This is a genomic window from Cytobacillus sp. ABV4_503 (genome assembly GCF_056158445.1).
The window spans coordinates 502,081-518,354 of the sequence record NZ_JBSWTH010000001.1; the positions used below are offsets into that span (position 1 = coordinate 502,081).

Genomic DNA, 16,274 nt, shown 5'->3' on the forward strand with positions numbered 1-16,274 from the left:
AAAATTTATTCCTAAATACTTAATTTAGCGTTTTAACCCTCGGCTAAAACAAGAGGTAACTTTCGTACTTTGAACAAGAGTTCAGCCAGGAATTATCAAACCTCGAGAGGAATAATTAAAGTGGGAGGAAAGACAAATGAATATTATCGCAGTGCACGAACATCCGCATTTAGTTGAGAGCGCAGTTCAATTTTTCTGGGCACAGTGGGGGAATGAGCAAAACTTCCGCTTTTATCAGGATTGCATGATCCATTCAGGGACATCGGGAGACGGCATCCCGAGGTTTTATGTTGGGATCGAGAATGAGGAAATCATTGGCACGTATGCACTAATCCGCAATGACCTCAATAGCCGGCAGGACTTGCATCCGTGGCTGGCATGTCTGTACGTTGATCCCAACAGCAGAGGGAAGAAGATTGGCTCCCGGCTGCTTGATCATGCTATTGAAGAAGCGGCGAAGCTTGGATTTAAAAAACTTTATCTCCAGACAGATCTGGAAGGATATTATGAAAAATACGGCTGGACGCATAGCGGAGAGGTTTACGGGGCGGACGGCGGGGCCATTAAGTTTTATGAAAAGTGTGCAGGGCTTCTGCATCAGTGAATGAAAAGAAAAATTAAACGCCCAGGATTATCCTGAGCGTCTTTCTGAATGATTATTGCCGTTTTCCAAAAAACGTACCGGTCACTTCCTGTTCCTGGAGGGATAGAAGCTGGGAGACGGTAATGAATTCGTAGCCTTCTTTTTCAAGGTAGTTCAGCAGGTCCGGAAGTGCTTCAGCAGTTGGCTTATGGATATCGTGCATCAAGACGATGGAGCCTGGCACAGCATTGGCCTTCACGATTTTTTGAATAGCCGAGGCATTGAGTGTTTTCCAATCAAGTGAATCGACCGACCATAGAATAAGCGGTGTATGGGCCATTCCGGCAATTTTTTTCACATCTTCATTCATGGCCCCATAAGGCGGGCGGACGGTAGCAGGAAGCTGGCCGCTTGCTTCTTTGATTTTGCTGCTGGCTTCTTCCATTTCTTTGCGGATTTCTTTTTCTCCGAGGGATGAAAGGTCCGCATGGCTGTCACTGTGATTGCCGATTTCATGGCCTTCTTCAGCCACTTGGCTTGCGATTGCAGGATAGAATTGCGCCTGGCTGCCAAGCATATAAAAGGTAGCCTTTGCGTTATGCTTTTTTAGAATATCCAGTATAAGCGGTGTGACTTTCGGGTGTGGCCCATCATCAAAGGTTAGGGCAATATACTTGCCGTTTGGATCCAGCGGAGGAGCTTCTGGTTCCTTGACTTCCGGTTCAGGAAGCTGAATGTCTGGGAGTTTCAAGTGCTGGGCGATTTCATCCTTTATGAGTGGACGAATCTGTTCGATTGGAATTTTCACTTTGACCGCTCCGGCTGCACCGGCCGCAATTTCATATTCGTTAAAATAAAGCGTGAAATTCTTGCCGCTCAGTGACCATTTCCAGCTCGACGGGTTTTCCAGCGCTTCGTCAAGCAGGTCATCAAATAAATAGCCCTGGAGTTCGTCCTTCTCGCCGATTTGTTTTTTTATCATCGCTCTGAGAGGCGTCAGGGACTCCTCATCCATACGGATTACATCGGCAAGCTGCACCATTTTCTGATTCGCAAGGTCGATAGTGAACGTTTTGACTGCCGCCTGCCCATTTGCGCCGCCGGTGTACTGGTAAGCTTCAAATACAAGGGTGTACATGGTATCGGAGACTTTTTTCGGCTCAGCCTTGATATTGAGATGGGCACGGAATTCTTCGCTGTCCAGCACCTGCCTGTTTGCCTTCACAAGTTCCAGGAAATCCCTTTCCTGAGTCTGGATCCATTCTTTCATGGGTTTGTTCAAATTCTCAATTTCAGTGATCGGAGTACTGATCGCTAGGGTATAAGATTTCGTTTCCTTTGTCCGGGTTTCAAGGTTTAATCCGGGGAAAGCTGCCGGGGAAGTGGTTTCTGTTCTGGAAAAAGCCTGCAGGCTGGTGTCAGTTCCAGAGCTGATGAAATAATAGATGCCTGCAATGAAGATGCTGAATAATACCCATGATGGCCATTTTAACCGCTTAAGCAATGATATCCTTTCCTTTCCTGTCTTTAAAATTATGACTCTCCAAATATATAATTATATCAGGTGAAAATGGGAAAATCATCGGGCTGGAGAAAAATTCACCATTTACTTTTAAAGAAATATAGTATAAAATAACACTTTAATCCGACTAAAGTGATAAGAAAAGGAGTGAATGAAGTTGGCTCAAGTAGAAGTTAAAAGTAAATCATGGGTTTCAGCACCAACAACAGTTGTTTCAAACTTAAATCCGATTCAAAAGCCTTTTGTTGCAGCTGGCGTTCTTGCAGCTATCATTTTGTTCATTTCCATTATAAATGCAGCGAACATGACACAGGGAGTTCTATTTATTATTGGAATTGCACTCGGCATGACCTTGCTTCATGCCCGCTTCGGCTTCACATCTGCATTCAGGCGCTTTGCAAGCGTCGGAAACGGGCAGGGCCTGCAGGCGCATATGCTGATGCTGGCAGTTGCTTCAGCATTATTTGCGATTATTCTAAGCACTGGTTTCAGTTTTTCTGGAATCGAGCCTAAAGGATATGTGTCTCCAGTAGGAGTCAGCGTCCTGTTTGGTTCCTTTATTTTTGGAATCGGGATGCAGCTTGGAAATGGCTGTGCTTCCGGTACTTTGTATTCGGTAGGCGGAGGGCAGTCCTCCATGATCCTGACGCTGATTTCTTTCATCGCTGGTTCCACGATCGGTGCGTACCACTTCTCATTCTGGATGGAAGAAACACCGGCATTGCCGCCAATCTCCCTGGCTACATCAACTGGACTCGGCTACGGAGGAGCATTGATTCTGCAGCTTGCCTTATTTGCATTGATCTATTGGGTAACACTGCATATCGCGAAAAAGCGAAAAGCGCCAATGATGAAAGCTTTGCCTACAACGGCTGGGTGGAAAAAAGTGTTGAGAGGATCATGGCCATTGTTCGCAGCCGCTATCGTCCTGGCTTTGCTGAATGCATTGACTCTGACTGTCCGCGGAACGCCTTGGGGCATCACCTCCGCATTCGCACTATGGGGCGGAAAAGCCTTGATGGCAATGGGAATCGACGTAACATCATGGGGTTATTTTGCATCAGAGCCGAATTTAGCGGCATTGAAAAATACAGTTCTTGCTGATTCTACAAGCGTTATGAACTTCGGCATCATCCTTGGTGCCTTCATCTCAGCAGCATCACAGGGAACGTTTAAGCCTGGAAAAATCAAGCCTGGTGTTGCTGGTGCTGCGATTGTTGGCGGACTGCTGATGGGATATGGTTCCCGTCTTGCATTCGGCTGCAACATCGGTGCCTACTTCGGCGGAATCGCATCTTTCAGCCTGCACGGCTGGGTATGGGCCATCATGGCCATGCTTGGTACGGGCGTGGCGCTGTTCATCCGTCCTCTGTTTGGATTGAAGAACCCGAAATCTACGGATTCGGTTTGTTAATGGAAAACCTGGCACTCTTGATGAGTGCCAGGTTTTTTTATTCGGAAAAAGTCTTACTGAATAGAGGAAACGGCCAGTAAAAATGGGGAAACAAACCTGAGATTTGAGGAAACGGTTCGGGAACTTAGAAAATCGGATGAAATTAGCTGGAAGAAAACAATAAGAAAAACTGGCTTGCAGACCAGCTTTTTACGTAAGATCCAGTTCAAAACACAGTTCTTCCTGCTGTGTATCTTCAAACCACTTCATCCCAGCCGTGGTCATGCCGATTTTCCCGAGCACCTTCCCGGATGCAGGGTTGGCCGGATCCACAGCCGCGACCATATTCCGGACGTTCGGGCAATTTTTCCTTAAAGCGGTCAAGCATGCAGCGGAAGCTTCAACAGCATATCCTTTTCCCCAATAGTACTGATTAAAATGATAGAGGAGCTCGACTTCGCGTTCATCTTCTGCCGGGTTAAACCCGCAAACTCCAATGATGGCGGAGGTTTCTTTTAGCAGAACAGTGTAAACCGAGTAGCCTTTTTCATTCTGCAGCTGCCGGTAAAAATCGATGGAGCGCTGGATACGGCTTTTAGTGCTGGCGCCGCCGCAGTATTTCATTACCTCCGGGCTGCCCCAAATCTCATAAACTGCTTCCAGGTCATCGGCCTGCATGGTCCGGAGCAGGAGCCGTTCCGTTTCAAAAGAAATGGTCATTCTATTCACCTCGTGCGGTTTTCTCTTCTATGAAAATATTATAAGATAGAGTGAGGAAAAACGTTAGGAGTTTTTGTCATGCACGTACTCTATAAATCTTTGATTTTGGGAATGGCCGCCAGCATCCAGGGAATCGCGATGACCTTTTTCTTGTTTCCGCATTTTATCCCGTCAGGCGGTGCGGCAAGTCTGGCTGTTTTATTCAATTATCTGTTGGACGCGCCTTATTCGGTGACTTTGTGGGTCTTGAATGCCGGCCTGCTGCTGGCAGCGGCCAAATGGCTTGGGAAAAGCAGTGTGATCTGGACGCTGTTTTGCGTTTCCGTTACTTCGGTTACGATTGATTTTCTGACTACATACATAACGGAACCGCTGAATCCGGTTCTCCTGGATCTTTTGCTTGGAGCAGTAGTCTTTGGAGTGGGAGTCGGCATTTTATTCCGGATGGGCGCTTCGTCTGGGGGCATGGATATCCTCGCGTTAATCATTTCCAAAGCTAGGGGAAGTGCGCCGGGCCGGACGCTATTTTACATAAATGGCAGTCTGCTTTTGCTTACAGGGGTTGTCGTGGACTGGAAGGTTATTGTATATGCGGTGATCTGCCAGATGATCGGGACCCGGATGATTGATCTCATTTACAAGGTTGATATAAAAATCCTTGCGGAGAAATATAAAATTCATTACTAAAGAAAGGGCCTTGCAGGCCTTTTCTTTTTTATGGAAAATATTTCACTATTGTTCTAGGGTAATAACATGAAAGTGGGGATACTATGATTCAGCTGCAAGAAGATAAGGATAATAGCAAAAAGAATAATGAAGAAGAGGACAATGGCTGGGATGTAGGCTAGAATACATATGAAGCAAGGGAGCAGCTGGCGGATGATGGCTGTCTTGGCTGTGCCGGAGGGTGTTTCTTTCAGGCTTTATTTCTTGTGATGACACCACTATATTTTATTCTGACATAGAAAGGACAGGGGGACCTGTCCTTTATCAGATATATCGGCCAAATGTTAAGGGGAGCGGACGGATTTTCATTTTAACGGCCAATTTCAAAAGGAAATCGGCCGGATTTATATTTTATCGGTCACTTTTAAATGGGTATCGGTCAGAATTTCATTTTTTCGGTCACTTTCACAGGATATCGGTCAAAATTTCAATATATCGGTCACTCTGTGTCAAATCAGCTTTTCAAAGATGGCACTGTGCAAATAATTTTAATATAATACTCTCCACAAATAAAAAGTAGCATACGCTTCCCAATTCTCCCAGCGAGCGGAATATTTCAAAATTTCCTCTCTCGCCGGTTTCCTCTCAGAGCCTAAGATCACTTTGATCGCATTATGCAAGCCGACATCATCGATTGGAAAAGCGTTTGGGAAGCGCAGGCAACGCATAAGGACATAATGGGCGGTCCAGGGGCCGATGCCGCGTATTTTGGTCAGCCTTTTTTCTGCAGCCTTCACATCTCCCGCGTTCAGCAAGTCCTTTTTCGAAAGCTCGCCGTTTACAATTAAGCGGGCTGTGTCTATCAGATATTCGCATTTTTTAACGGTCATTTTTAAGTCGGCTAGATCTTCGATGGTTAACCCGGCAATCGTTTCCGCTTCAGGGAAGAGCCAGTATTTACTCCCGCCGTTTTCCAGGGACTCCCCAAGTTTTTCAACGAGCCGCCGCTTTAGTGTATACGCATATGTAAGGTTAATCTGCTGCCCCAGGATTCCCCAGGCAAGTGCCTCGAATAAATCGGGAATTCCCATAACTCTCAGTCCGAAAAATTGCTCGGCAGGCTTTTGCAGCAAGGGATCTGTTTGTGCCATCTCATAAAATGGGGTCAGGCTGGCTCCGAGGTCGAACCAATCATGAATATATGCCGCAATTTCCGCTTTCATTTGATGCGTGACGGGCTTATGAATGACGACGGAGAGAGATTGATCTGACACAGCATTTATTTCAAGCAGGCCTTTCATTTCCGATGGCAAGGGCGCGTCTAATTGTCTCCCCGGAAATTTCATAGAGGCATTCATTTGCCGATCTTGATAAGTATCGCAGGTTTTCGGAAAAGCTGAATTCATGCGGAGTGAAAAGGACCAGGCCATTTTCATCCTCTTTCCAGTTTACAAAGTAAGAGCTCATTTGGATTCCTCCTTTTCTTTATTGTAAATTCTCAGGATTACGTTATCTTGCGTTTATATTTAGAAATCGCTGATGATGAATCTTTTTTGTGTATACTTTTTAGCAGAGGTGATCGCAGGTGGCTTATGAACAGATTCCGGAAGAATATTGGAACGCGATAAAGGATTGCGACAAATCCTATGATGGTCTCTTTCTTTATGGCGTTAAAACGACGGGGATATTCTGCAGGCCATCGTGCCGGTCGAGAGTTCCGAATATCGGCAATGTCGCTATTTTTCAAAATGCTGATCAAGCACTGGCGGAAAATTTCAGGCCGTGCAAGCGCTGCAAACCGGAAGGCCTCAGCCTGCCTGCAGAAGAATGGATTAAGCAAATAACCGGGTGGATCGACCAGCATTATAGCGGCCCGATTACATTGCATCATTTGGGGGACCTGTTTCATGGAAGTCCCTTTCATTTGCAGCGGGTGTTCAAAAGGGTCACCGGGAAGTCGCCCACAGAGTATATTCAGGATATCCGGCTCGAAAAAGCCGTTCATATGCTGGAGGCCGGGGAGCAATCGATAGCCGATGTCGGTGCATCAGCAGGATTCCCCAGCACCCCTTATTTTATCTCTTTATTTAAAAAGAAGCTGGGTACAACACCTGCAGCATATCGAACCAAAAGAAGGGAGGAGCGGGAGAATGAACATTGAATGGGCGAACCTGCAGGAAGGGGAATGGAGCCTTTATCTGGCGAAAACAGAAAAGGGTCTCTGCTATATTGGATCTGACCCGGAGTTTGAGGAATTTGAAAGGTCCCTGAAAAAATATATTCCAGCTGCAGTGCTTGTGGAAAATAAAGCAGCACTGCAGCCATACATGATGGAATTACAGGAATTTCTACTGAGGAAAAGACAAATTTTTTCAATGGACCTGGATTTGAAAGGGACTCCGTTTCAAGAGGAAGTCTGGGAGGCATTAGGGCAGATCCCTTACGGAAAAACTGTCTCTTATTCGGATATCGCAGAGAAAATAAACAGGCCGCAGGCAGTCCGGGCAACAGGGAAAGCAATCGGTTCGAATCCGCTGTTAATCGCGGTCCCATGCCATCGTGTCATCGGCAAAAATGGTGCAATAACCGGCTACCGCGGGGGCATTGAAATGAAGCAGACTCTGCTTGTATTGGAGAAACAAGGCTGAAGAGATGGTCATCTTCGGCTATTTTTATTATTCAGCAGCTGGGATGAGTATATAGCTTGAGGCGATATTAATTTGGGTCCTTCAAAATAAATCCGAATTCGGATCTAATCAGGCAGGAGAGGGATAAAAAAAACGTCCTGAGTCCGAATGTGTGGCTTATTTGGACAGGATGCGGATAAAACCGAGGATTTGAGTCCGAATGCAGTGCCTATTCGGACAGGATAAGGAGAAAACTGGTTAAGCCCATATAATTGTGTAAAAAGAAAATGAGTCAAATTAATTCCTTTGGTCAACAATGTTATCAGCGACGAAAACAATGTGGAGGAATTAATTATGACTCAATTACAGTTTAACCTAAATCTTGACATTTTAAAAGAATCCGTCATGGATTCAAACATCGACTCAGTGATCAAAGCATCCATTGTTCTGGTATTGAATGAGTTCATGGAAAAAGAACGTGATCATCATCTGAAAGCACATGCCTACGAGCGGACACCAAGTCGTCATGACTACCGCAACGGATACTATGACCGCGAACTTCTATTAAGCATCGGAAAGATCGTACTAAAAGTACCTCGTACCAGAAGTGGTGATTTTTCTACCACTGTGTTTGAACAATACGCTCGATGCGACCAGGCTTTCGTCCTTTCTATGCTTGAAATGGTCGTGAATGGGGTTTCCACTAGAAAAGTTTCCAATATCGTGGAACAACTCTGTGGTCATAAGGTATCCAAATCCTTCGTATCCACTCTTACAGAGAAGCTGGATCCAATAGTGAATCAATGGGCAAACCGGCCTCTAAATACTATGTATTACCCTTATATCTTTACAGACGCCATGTATATTAAAGTAAGGGAGTACAATCGTGTTGTTTCTAAAGCAGTCTACATTGCCACTGCCGTTGATGAGAATGATAGACGGGAAATTCTTGGCTTAAGAGTAGATCATGTGGAGAGTTGTGAAGCGTGGCAAAGATTCTTCCAGCACTTACAGTCAAGAGGATTACAATCACCAAAGCTAATCATATCCGATGCCCATAAGGGCTTACAAGCAGCCATAGGGAAGGAATTTGTAGGCTCTGCCTGGCAGCGATGCACAGTTCATTTCAAAAAGAACATCATCACTCATATGCCGAAAAAAGATATGGATGAAGTGAAGATCGCGCTAAAAAGAATATTCGAAGTAGCGAAAGTGAAAGATGCGAGGAGATACAAAACAGAGTTCATCGATAAATACAGAGATAATCCAAAGCTGGATAAAGCGATTGAGATATTAGAAGAAGGTTTTGAAGATGGAATACAATACCTAAACGAAGAAACCATGTACCATAAGCATATTCGGAGCACAAATTCACTAGAAAGAATAAATGGAGAGGTCCGCAGGAGAGAAAGAGTCATTAGAATTTTTCCTAACACACAATCAGCTTTCAGGTTAATCGGAGCTGTCCTGATGGATTATGCAGAGGAAGTTGGAAAAAGAATAATTAAAGAAAAGAAGAAGTAGGGTCCGCGAAGCGAAATTTTTGAAGTAGTGGAAGGGGGGCCCCCCTTCCACTACTTCAAAAACATAACAGCTGTATAACTTGCCTTTTCCTAGGAATGAATTTACACAAAATAGTGGGCTTGACTAGAAAACTGAGGATTTGAGTCCGAATGCAGTGCCTATTCGGACAGGATAAGGAGAAAACCAAGGATTTGAGTCTGAATGCAGTGCCTATTCGGACAGGATGCGGATAAAACCGAGGATTTGAGTCCGAATGCAGTGCCTATTCGGACAGGATGGGGATAAAACCGAGGATTTGAGTCTGAATGCAGTGCCTATTCGGACAGGATAAGGAGAAAACCGAGGATTTGAGTCCGATTCATTATCCAATCTTTCATCCCTCATAGTTTCGGATTATAATAAACTAAAGCATGATCAGGGGGGGAATAAAATGGAAAGCATTACCTGCGAAAAAAGATCCTATTCCAGAGAGTTTCATTCGCACCAGCATGAGTTTGGCCAGTTTCTTTTTCCTTTGCAGGGCTCCCTGGATATCGAGACGAAATGGCAGGAAATCAAGCTTGACCCCGACTATTGTTTTTATCTTCCGCCAGGGTTTGATCATAACTATCGGTCGATGGACCGGAATGAATTTTTAATTCTGGATATCCCGGCGCCTTATTTGCCGGAAGAGACCAGCAGTATGTACATTCAGCTGGATCAGCAATGGTCTTCGATCCGTTATTTGCTGCTGGGAGAGGCGGGGAATCAGGGGGATACATCCTCCCTGGCAGATTTGACCAGGTATGTGACCAGCAAACTGCAAGTCGCCAAACCCCCGTCGATTGACTATATTCATAAGCATTATAAGGAGTCGATCCGATTGGAGACTCTGGCGCAAATCGAACATTATCATCCGGCCTATTATTCCGCATGGTTTAAGAAGAAGACCGGGAAAAGCCCTAAAGGCTATATATCTGATCTGCGCTTGAAAGAGGCGAAGCATTTATTAATGTCAACCTCCTGGTCCATGTCGGTGATCAGCGGGGAATTAGGCTTCGAAAATTCTTCCTCCTTTACACGGTGGTTTACCCGCAGTGAAGGAATAGCACCTCAAAAATACAGGATCCTTAAGAATGGATAAAAGGGATATTAAACTTGGTAAAGAAAATTCCCAGGAATTTTTCTAAGATAAGTTTAATGATTCCTTTTATCTTTTTTTATTGAGGTGATTACATGAACGGGAAAGCGGCTCCATTTTTTATATTGCTTGCCGGAGTGCTCTGGGGGACTACGGGTACAACGCAGGCCTTTGCGCCGGAAAGCGCACACCCGATTGCCATCGGGGCTGCCCGACTGGCGGCAGGCGGTTTATTTTTATTATGCATGGTTCTGATAACGGGGAAACTGGACCTGAAAAATTGGCCTATCAGGAACACCCTGTTGGCCTCACTTTGCATGGCGCTGTACCAGCCATTGTTCTTCTCAGCGGTGACCCTTACAGGAGTAGCCATTGGAACCGTGACAGCGATCGGGAGTGCGCCGATCTTATCGGGTTTTCTTGAATGGCTCTATTTGAAAAAACGCCCGTCTGCCATTTGGTGGTGTTCTACCTTCCTGTCCGTTTTGGGCTGTGTTCTGCTTTTCATGAACAAAAATTCGGTTCAAATGGACCCGGCTGGACTATTAATGGCATTGGGGGCTGGTTTGACATTTGCAGGCTATACGCTTGTCAGCAGGGACCTGGTTGAAAATTATTCATCACTATCAGTCGTTGCCGTTGTGTTCACACTAAGTGCCACCTTTCTATCGCCATTCTTATTTATTTTTGACATGTCCTGGCTTGCGAGTGTTCGGGGTTTGACTGTCAGTCTGCACCTGGGGATTCTGGCTACGGGAATTGCCTATTTCCTTTTTTCAAAAGGGCTTGTCCATGTTTCCTCTTCAACAGCGGTCACACTTGCGCTGGCGGAGCCTTTAACTGCAGCATTATTAGGCGTTTTTCTATTAGGGGAATCTTTAAACATGACTTCCTGGTTAGGGATCCTTCTCTTATTGCTTGGAATTGGCGTTTTGATAGGATCTCCAAAAAGTTCTGAAAGAGATCTTGAGCCTGGAGTGGTTCAGAAACATTGATATTCATAAAGAAAGCCTAACTTCTCCCGGAGAAATTAGGCTTTCTTTTTTTGTAGAACAAAAAAGATTGCATTGTGAAATAAACTTCTTTATTATTTTTTGTAGAACAAAAAATAATCCGGAGGGTTTATGAAAGAGCAAACCTTTACTTCACTCGAACAATATGAAGAGTTTCTTAGAAATAAGATGATCCATAAAGCGCAAAAGAAAGGTCTTGAAGGTGAGGATCTTACAGAATATCTAAAAAAACATGAGAATGATGCGGCACGCATTTGGAAGGAAAATGATCTTCAGAGATGGCTGGAAAAAGACGGGTATGTGACCATAGCCGTTTGGAGAGATGAGACAGGACAGCGGAAAATCGGAAGGGGACGTCCCAAGAAGCCTGAAGGCCAAAAACTTAAGCATTCCATCCATGTCAGGCTGGATGAAGAGATGTTTAAAAAGCTGAATCATTTCTGCCAGGAAAAAAAGGTGGATGTTTCAGAAGCCATCCGGATTCTTATCAATAATCTCTGAGCTCAAAGTCCAAATTCATAGGAAAAGGCAGGAAAATCAATGAATGATTCTTTAGAAAATATAAGTAATGCACAGGGTGCACCTTCAAAGTCCAGGCGATTATGGATGGCGATCGTACTTGGTACTTTGGCTGCGTTTGCTCCTCTATCCATCGACATGTATTTGCCGGCTCTGCCTGATATCGCTATTGATTTGCATACCAAGCCGTCCCTTGTACAGCTAAGTTTGACCTTTTTCCTGCTTGGCCTTTCTTTAGGCCAGCTGCTTGCAGGGCCGCTCAGTGATGTACGCGGACGCCGGAAGCCCCTTCTTTTAGGATTACTGATTTATTTTGCCGTTTCTCTCTTGTGCACCTTTAGCCAGTCCATCTGGGGCTTGATTGTGCTGAGGTTTATTCAGGGTCTGGCCGGGGCAGCAGGGATTGTCATCTCCCGAGCAATTGTCAGGGATCTATACTCAGGCACCGAGCTGACCAAATTTTTCTCTCTGCTGGCTTTAGTGAATGGTGTGGCCCCCATTCTTGCTCCTATAATTGGCGGCCAGTTATTGCGGATTGCTCCCTGGCAGGGAGTGTTTATCGTTTTGAGCGTAATTGGCTTGGTGATGTTTCTTGTCGTACTATTTGGTCTGCCAGAAACGCTTCCAGATGATTCCCGTTCACAGGGCGGCGTAAAAAACACATTAACGACCTTTCAACAGCTCTTATTGGATAGAAGTTTCATAGGGTATGCATTGTCGCAAGGCCTGGTGTTTGCTGCCATGTTTGCGTATATATCCGGCTCGCCCTTCGTCCTTCAGAACATTTATGGGGCCAGCCCGCAGATGTTCAGCCTGATCTTTGCCATAAACGGTCTTGGAATCATCATTTCCAGTCAAATCACGGGAAGACTGGCGGGGCGGATCAGTGAAAGGAAGCTTTTTACGGCTGGCATATGCATCTCTTTCATTGGAGCTATTGCTCTATTAATCATGCTTCTTTTAGATGCTGGCTTGTACGCTATTTTGCCGCCGTTATTCTTTGTTGTTTCAAGTATTGGGGTGGTAGGTACTTCAGGCTTCTCGCTTGCCATGCAAAATCAGGGCAAGTCGGCAGGGAGTGCCTCCGCATTACTGGGGGTACTATCCTTAATCTTTGGGGGATGTGTGGCTCCTCTTGTCGGCTTAGGAGACAGCCCGGCGAAATCGATGGGGATTGTCATAGCATGTGCAAGTGCCGGGGCTGTTCTGTCATATATGTTCCTGGCAGCCCGGCCCAGTGGGAAATCCATTGATAATGAGAAGGCTGTGATGTAAATAACCTATTAATCCAGTAAAATGAATGATAAATGAAAGGGGAAATTAACAATGGATATACAGAAAGTAATCACGACTCGCCGCAACATAAAAAAATTTAAATCTGATAAAGTGGAGCATAGTTTAATCACCTCCTGGCTGGAGGCTGCGACCATGGCACCCAACCATAAAATGACGGAGCCATGGGAAGTATTATTTGTTGGTCCTGAAACAAGGGCTAAGCTGAATCACAAGACCGATTTTTGCCAGGCACCGGTCGTGCTGGCCATTCTATCCAAGCATGGAGCAACCGATCTGGAACGAAATGAGAACATGGCTGCAGTATCCTGTTTTATCCAGAACTTTATGCTGATGGCGTGGGCATCAGGAGTGGGGACATTCTGGTCTTCCCTGGGGGTTTCAGCTGCAGCAAGAACTGCTTTAAATGTCCCGGATGATTGCGATGTAGTTGGTATTTTTGGAGTAGGCTTTCCTGAGGAGGTACCTGAAGCGAAGGAGCGTACACCGGTTGAAAGGAAAATAAAGCATTTATCATAATTATTTTTATAGGGCGCCTATCCAATGGATGGCGCTCTTTTTTGTTTTTGTTAGAATATGGTATGATTTTGAAGTAATAGATTTATATCTTACCAGAGGGGTTCATATGATTTTCTTACAGGTTATTTTAATCATTTTAATATGGGCGATTCCGATTTTCCTTTTTATAAAAACTTATAAAAGAATGGACAAAAAGGAACAGCAGGATGCTAAAGAAGAGTTGAAGAACCCTTTATTTCTCCTTATTTTTGGAGGCGGCTGCATCGGTTTTCAAGTGTTTATTACCGGCAGTATTTCAGAAATCAATATCATTCAGCATATAGGCGCCGGCTTAGTGACCATCGGCATACTTACAGGATGTATGGCTGCTTTCAAGCAAAGAAATGCTAAAAAGGGCCTCGCGCTAATGATTGTTGGGATAATAGGAGTAATTCTTTATATTAATTTAGGCAAAGGTGATGAGTATGACAAGAGAGATTTCTTATATATTGCTAACTCTGACCATTTTACTATCAGCTTGTACTCAGAACCCTGACTTCGAGCCGTATGAGGGAAGGACATTAAGGATTGCGATAATTGGAGAACCGCCAGAAGTGAATGCAGAACAAGTGAAGTTTAATGAAATTTCTTTTGATGAACTTACAAATGAGGAATTGAGCTCTTATGATGCAGTAATAATGTCGGAGAAAAATCTTCCTAAAGCTGCTGAAGCCAACTATGCAGATACCTATTCAGATTCACCCATTCCATTCTTTTTTATATCAGCCAGCAGTCATATCCCGTTTACTGTTAAAGACACAGAATATAATGATTCGTGGAAGTGGGAAGCTGGTAAAAGCTATGCTGTGGGAGTTCTTAAATCGAAAAAAAATGATGCATTTCATAGTTGGGGGTATGGATTGTATAATGACGAACTGACTGATGAATCTATTCGTGATGTGTATGCGAGAATTTTTAAGACCATTGATGAGCTTAATCACTAATGGAAAAAAGATCATTTCAAATATACTGCTTGTGGAATAATAGTAACTGACCTATCCTAATGACTTAAAGAAATTGTGCCGGAATGAACGGTGACCATTATTCCAGTAAAGAGGGATTTTTATGTATAGAATCATGATGATAGAAGACGATGAAAAAATCAGACGGATTGTCGTTGATACGCTAAAAAAATGGCAATATGATGTGGTGGAGGTAACCCAATTTGACGAGGTGCTGACGGAATTTGAGCAGAAAAGTCCACATCTCATTTTATTAGATATCAATCTTCCCGTTTTTGATGGATACTATTGGTGCCAGCAAATTCGATCTGTTTCAAAAGTGCCGATCATTTTCCTTTCCTCCAGAAATCAGAATATGGATATAATAATGGCCATTAATATGGGCGGGGATGATTTTATCCAGAAGCCCTTTGATTTGGATATCCTTCTCGCGAAAATCAGTGCGCTCATCCGCCGGAAGTACACCTATCAGGAAGAGGAGAATCTCCGTTTCATCCATCGCGGCCTGAAATTAAATGTAACCAATTCAACGATTGAATTTAATGGGCAAAGCAATGAGCTTAGCAGGAATGAATTCATCCTTTTGCAATTGATGATGCGGAATATCGGGAAAATCGTCTCGAGGGATGACTTAATGCAGGCACTGTGGAATGAGGAGCAGTTTATCGATGATAATACACTTACCGTGAATGTGAATCGGATGCGCAGGAAAATTGCCGCAATTGGACTAGAGGACTTTATTATCACTCGGAAAGGGTTAGGGTATTTAATTGAATGAACTTCCTTAGTTTTCTATCCTATGAAAAACCTTATATAATCCTCTATCTGATCAGTTTCCTGATCTCTGCAGCGATCTTTTTTACTGATATCAATGGAAGCCTGGCATGGGGGACTTTCCTTTATGCCTTCGCCCTATCTTCTATTGTATTAATCGGGTTTTTAGTATATCGGTACCAGCAAAATCTGCGTGTGATTAGGCAATTGGAAAGGGCGGAATATGACAGCCTGTCTCTGGAAGGAGAATTCGCTAAAGCCCACATAGATGAGTTGAAGCGTGAACATATCCGTGAAATGAATCGGATTCAGGACAGGCAGAAGGATCATTACGACTTTATCGTCTCCTGGTTCCATGAAATCAAAACACCGATTGCCGTTCTTCGCCTGCTGCAGCAAACTGATATGGACGCAGGCAGTTTAAGAGAAGAAATCACAAAAATTGAAAATTATGTTGATCAAGCACTCTATTACGCTAAACTAGACAGCTTTAATCAGGATTACGATATCCGGAAATGTGATATTATCAAGATTTCTAAGGATATTGTAAAGTCCCACTCAAAAACCTTTATTTCAAAAAACATCCGCATTCACATACAGGCAGATAAGCTGGAGGTTCAAAGTGATCCTAAATGGCTCCAGTTCATCGTCAATCAGCTTCTGACAAACAGTTTGAAATATACAGAACCTGGCGGAGAGATTACCATTTCCATATCAGAAACTCCACAGGAAAAACAGCTTTTGATTCGGGATAATGGGATTGGCATCAGCCAGAAAGATCTTCCGAGAGTATTTAATCGCGGTTTTACCGGAGAAACGGGGCGATTGTATTCGAAGTCGACCGGAATGGGTTTATATTTAGCCCAGCAGTTAAGCAATAAGTTAGGGCATTACATTAGCTGTACGTCGAATGTGAGAGAGTACACCCAATTTATTGTTCACTTCCCGATTGATTGCGATCCGTTTTTAATAATGAAAAAAACACACGATGAGTAAAGCA

The 16,274-nt window shown here is 44.1% G+C and carries 17 protein-coding genes and 1 pseudogene; 15 read left to right on the forward strand and 3 right to left on the reverse strand.

Annotated features, from left to right (window positions below):
• The first annotated feature begins 136 nt into the window (after positions 1-136).
• Positions 137-604, forward strand: a complete 468-nt coding sequence (locus tag ACXAD1_RS02600; protein ID WP_206841096.1) for a GNAT family N-acetyltransferase — start codon at positions 137-139, stop codon at positions 602-604.
• Positions 605-656: 52 nt separating this feature from the next.
• Here the strand turns inward: ACXAD1_RS02600 and ACXAD1_RS02605 are convergent, their stop codons facing one another.
• Positions 657-2,087, reverse strand: a complete 1,431-nt coding sequence (locus ACXAD1_RS02605) for a polysaccharide deacetylase family protein (protein ID WP_474909385.1) — start codon at positions 2,085-2,087, stop codon at positions 657-659.
• 169 nt (positions 2,088-2,256) lie between these two features.
• On the opposite strand from ACXAD1_RS02605, the gene ACXAD1_RS02610 reads away from it, so the two are divergent.
• Positions 2,257-3,519: a YeeE/YedE family protein gene (locus tag ACXAD1_RS02610; protein ID WP_474909386.1), complete on the forward strand. Its 1,263-nt coding sequence runs from the start codon at positions 2,257-2,259 to the stop codon at positions 3,517-3,519.
• Between the two features lie 189 nt (positions 3,520-3,708).
• On the opposite strand, the gene ACXAD1_RS02615 is transcribed toward ACXAD1_RS02610, so the two are convergent.
• The gene (locus tag ACXAD1_RS02615) at positions 3,709-4,218 is read right to left on the reverse strand and encodes a GNAT family N-acetyltransferase (protein WP_474909387.1); all 510 of its coding nucleotides are present in this window, start codon (positions 4,216-4,218) and stop codon (positions 3,709-3,711) included.
• A 78-nt stretch (positions 4,219-4,296) separates the two neighbouring features.
• Between ACXAD1_RS02615 and ACXAD1_RS02620 the strand changes: the two genes are divergently transcribed.
• Complete coding sequence (locus ACXAD1_RS02620) at positions 4,297-4,905, forward strand: YitT family protein (RefSeq protein ID WP_206841104.1); 609 nt, start codon at positions 4,297-4,299, stop codon at positions 4,903-4,905.
• A 527-nt stretch (positions 4,906-5,432) separates the two neighbouring features.
• Here the strand turns inward: ACXAD1_RS02620 and ACXAD1_RS02625 are convergent.
• Positions 5,433-6,351, reverse strand: a pseudogene (locus ACXAD1_RS02625) (DNA-3-methyladenine glycosylase 2).
• Positions 6,352-6,469: 118 nt separating this feature from the next.
• On the opposite strand from ACXAD1_RS02625, the gene ACXAD1_RS02630 reads away from it, so the two are divergent.
• The 12 genes from ACXAD1_RS02630 (at position 6,470) to ACXAD1_RS02685 (ending at position 16,270) form a co-directional block, all read left to right on the forward strand.
• Complete coding sequence (locus tag ACXAD1_RS02630; RefSeq protein WP_206841108.1) at positions 6,470-7,045, forward strand: bifunctional transcriptional activator/DNA repair enzyme AdaA; 576 nt, start codon at positions 6,470-6,472, stop codon at positions 7,043-7,045.
• Positions 7,035-7,532, forward strand: coding sequence for a methylated-DNA--[protein]-cysteine S-methyltransferase (locus ACXAD1_RS02635; RefSeq protein WP_474909388.1), 498 nt, complete (start codon positions 7,035-7,037; stop codon positions 7,530-7,532). Before ACXAD1_RS02630 ends, ACXAD1_RS02635 begins: the two co-directional genes overlap by 11 nt.
• Before the next feature lie 333 nt (positions 7,533-7,865).
• On the forward strand, positions 7,866-9,035 hold the full coding sequence (locus ACXAD1_RS02640) for an IS256 family transposase (protein ID WP_474909389.1): 1,170 nt from the start codon (positions 7,866-7,868) through the stop codon (positions 9,033-9,035).
• A gap of 430 nt (positions 9,036-9,465) precedes the next feature.
• Entirely contained in the window at positions 9,466-10,158 is a 693-nt protein-coding gene (locus ACXAD1_RS02645; protein WP_206841112.1) for a helix-turn-helix domain-containing protein, read from the forward strand.
• A 92-nt stretch (positions 10,159-10,250) separates the two neighbouring features.
• The gene (locus ACXAD1_RS02650; protein WP_370224241.1) at positions 10,251-11,150 is read left to right on the forward strand and encodes an EamA family transporter; all 900 of its coding nucleotides are present in this window, start codon (positions 10,251-10,253) and stop codon (positions 11,148-11,150) included.
• A gap of 129 nt (positions 11,151-11,279) precedes the next feature.
• Entirely contained in the window at positions 11,280-11,669 is a 390-nt protein-coding gene (locus tag ACXAD1_RS02655) for a hypothetical protein (protein WP_474909390.1), read from the forward strand.
• 39 nt (positions 11,670-11,708) lie between these two features.
• Entirely contained in the window at positions 11,709-12,962 is a 1,254-nt protein-coding gene (locus ACXAD1_RS02660) for a multidrug effflux MFS transporter (RefSeq protein WP_474909391.1), read from the forward strand.
• A 51-nt stretch (positions 12,963-13,013) separates the two neighbouring features.
• Positions 13,014-13,499, forward strand: a complete 486-nt coding sequence (locus ACXAD1_RS02665; protein ID WP_370224247.1) for a nitroreductase family protein — start codon at positions 13,014-13,016, stop codon at positions 13,497-13,499.
• A gap of 106 nt (positions 13,500-13,605) precedes the next feature.
• Positions 13,606-14,034, forward strand: a complete 429-nt coding sequence (locus tag ACXAD1_RS02670; RefSeq protein WP_474909392.1) for a hypothetical protein — start codon at positions 13,606-13,608, stop codon at positions 14,032-14,034.
• Complete coding sequence (locus ACXAD1_RS02675) at positions 13,964-14,482, forward strand: hypothetical protein (protein ID WP_474909393.1); 519 nt, start codon at positions 13,964-13,966, stop codon at positions 14,480-14,482. Before ACXAD1_RS02670 ends, ACXAD1_RS02675 begins: the two co-directional genes overlap by 71 nt.
• A 121-nt stretch (positions 14,483-14,603) precedes the next feature.
• Positions 14,604-15,278: a response regulator transcription factor gene (locus ACXAD1_RS02680; RefSeq protein WP_474909394.1), complete on the forward strand. Its 675-nt coding sequence runs from the start codon at positions 14,604-14,606 to the stop codon at positions 15,276-15,278.
• A complete protein-coding gene (locus ACXAD1_RS02685; protein ID WP_206841124.1) occupies positions 15,275-16,270 on the forward strand; it encodes a sensor histidine kinase in 996 nt (331 codons plus the stop codon). Before ACXAD1_RS02680 ends, ACXAD1_RS02685 begins: the two co-directional genes overlap by 4 nt.
• The last annotated feature ends 4 nt before the right edge of the window (positions 16,271-16,274 follow it).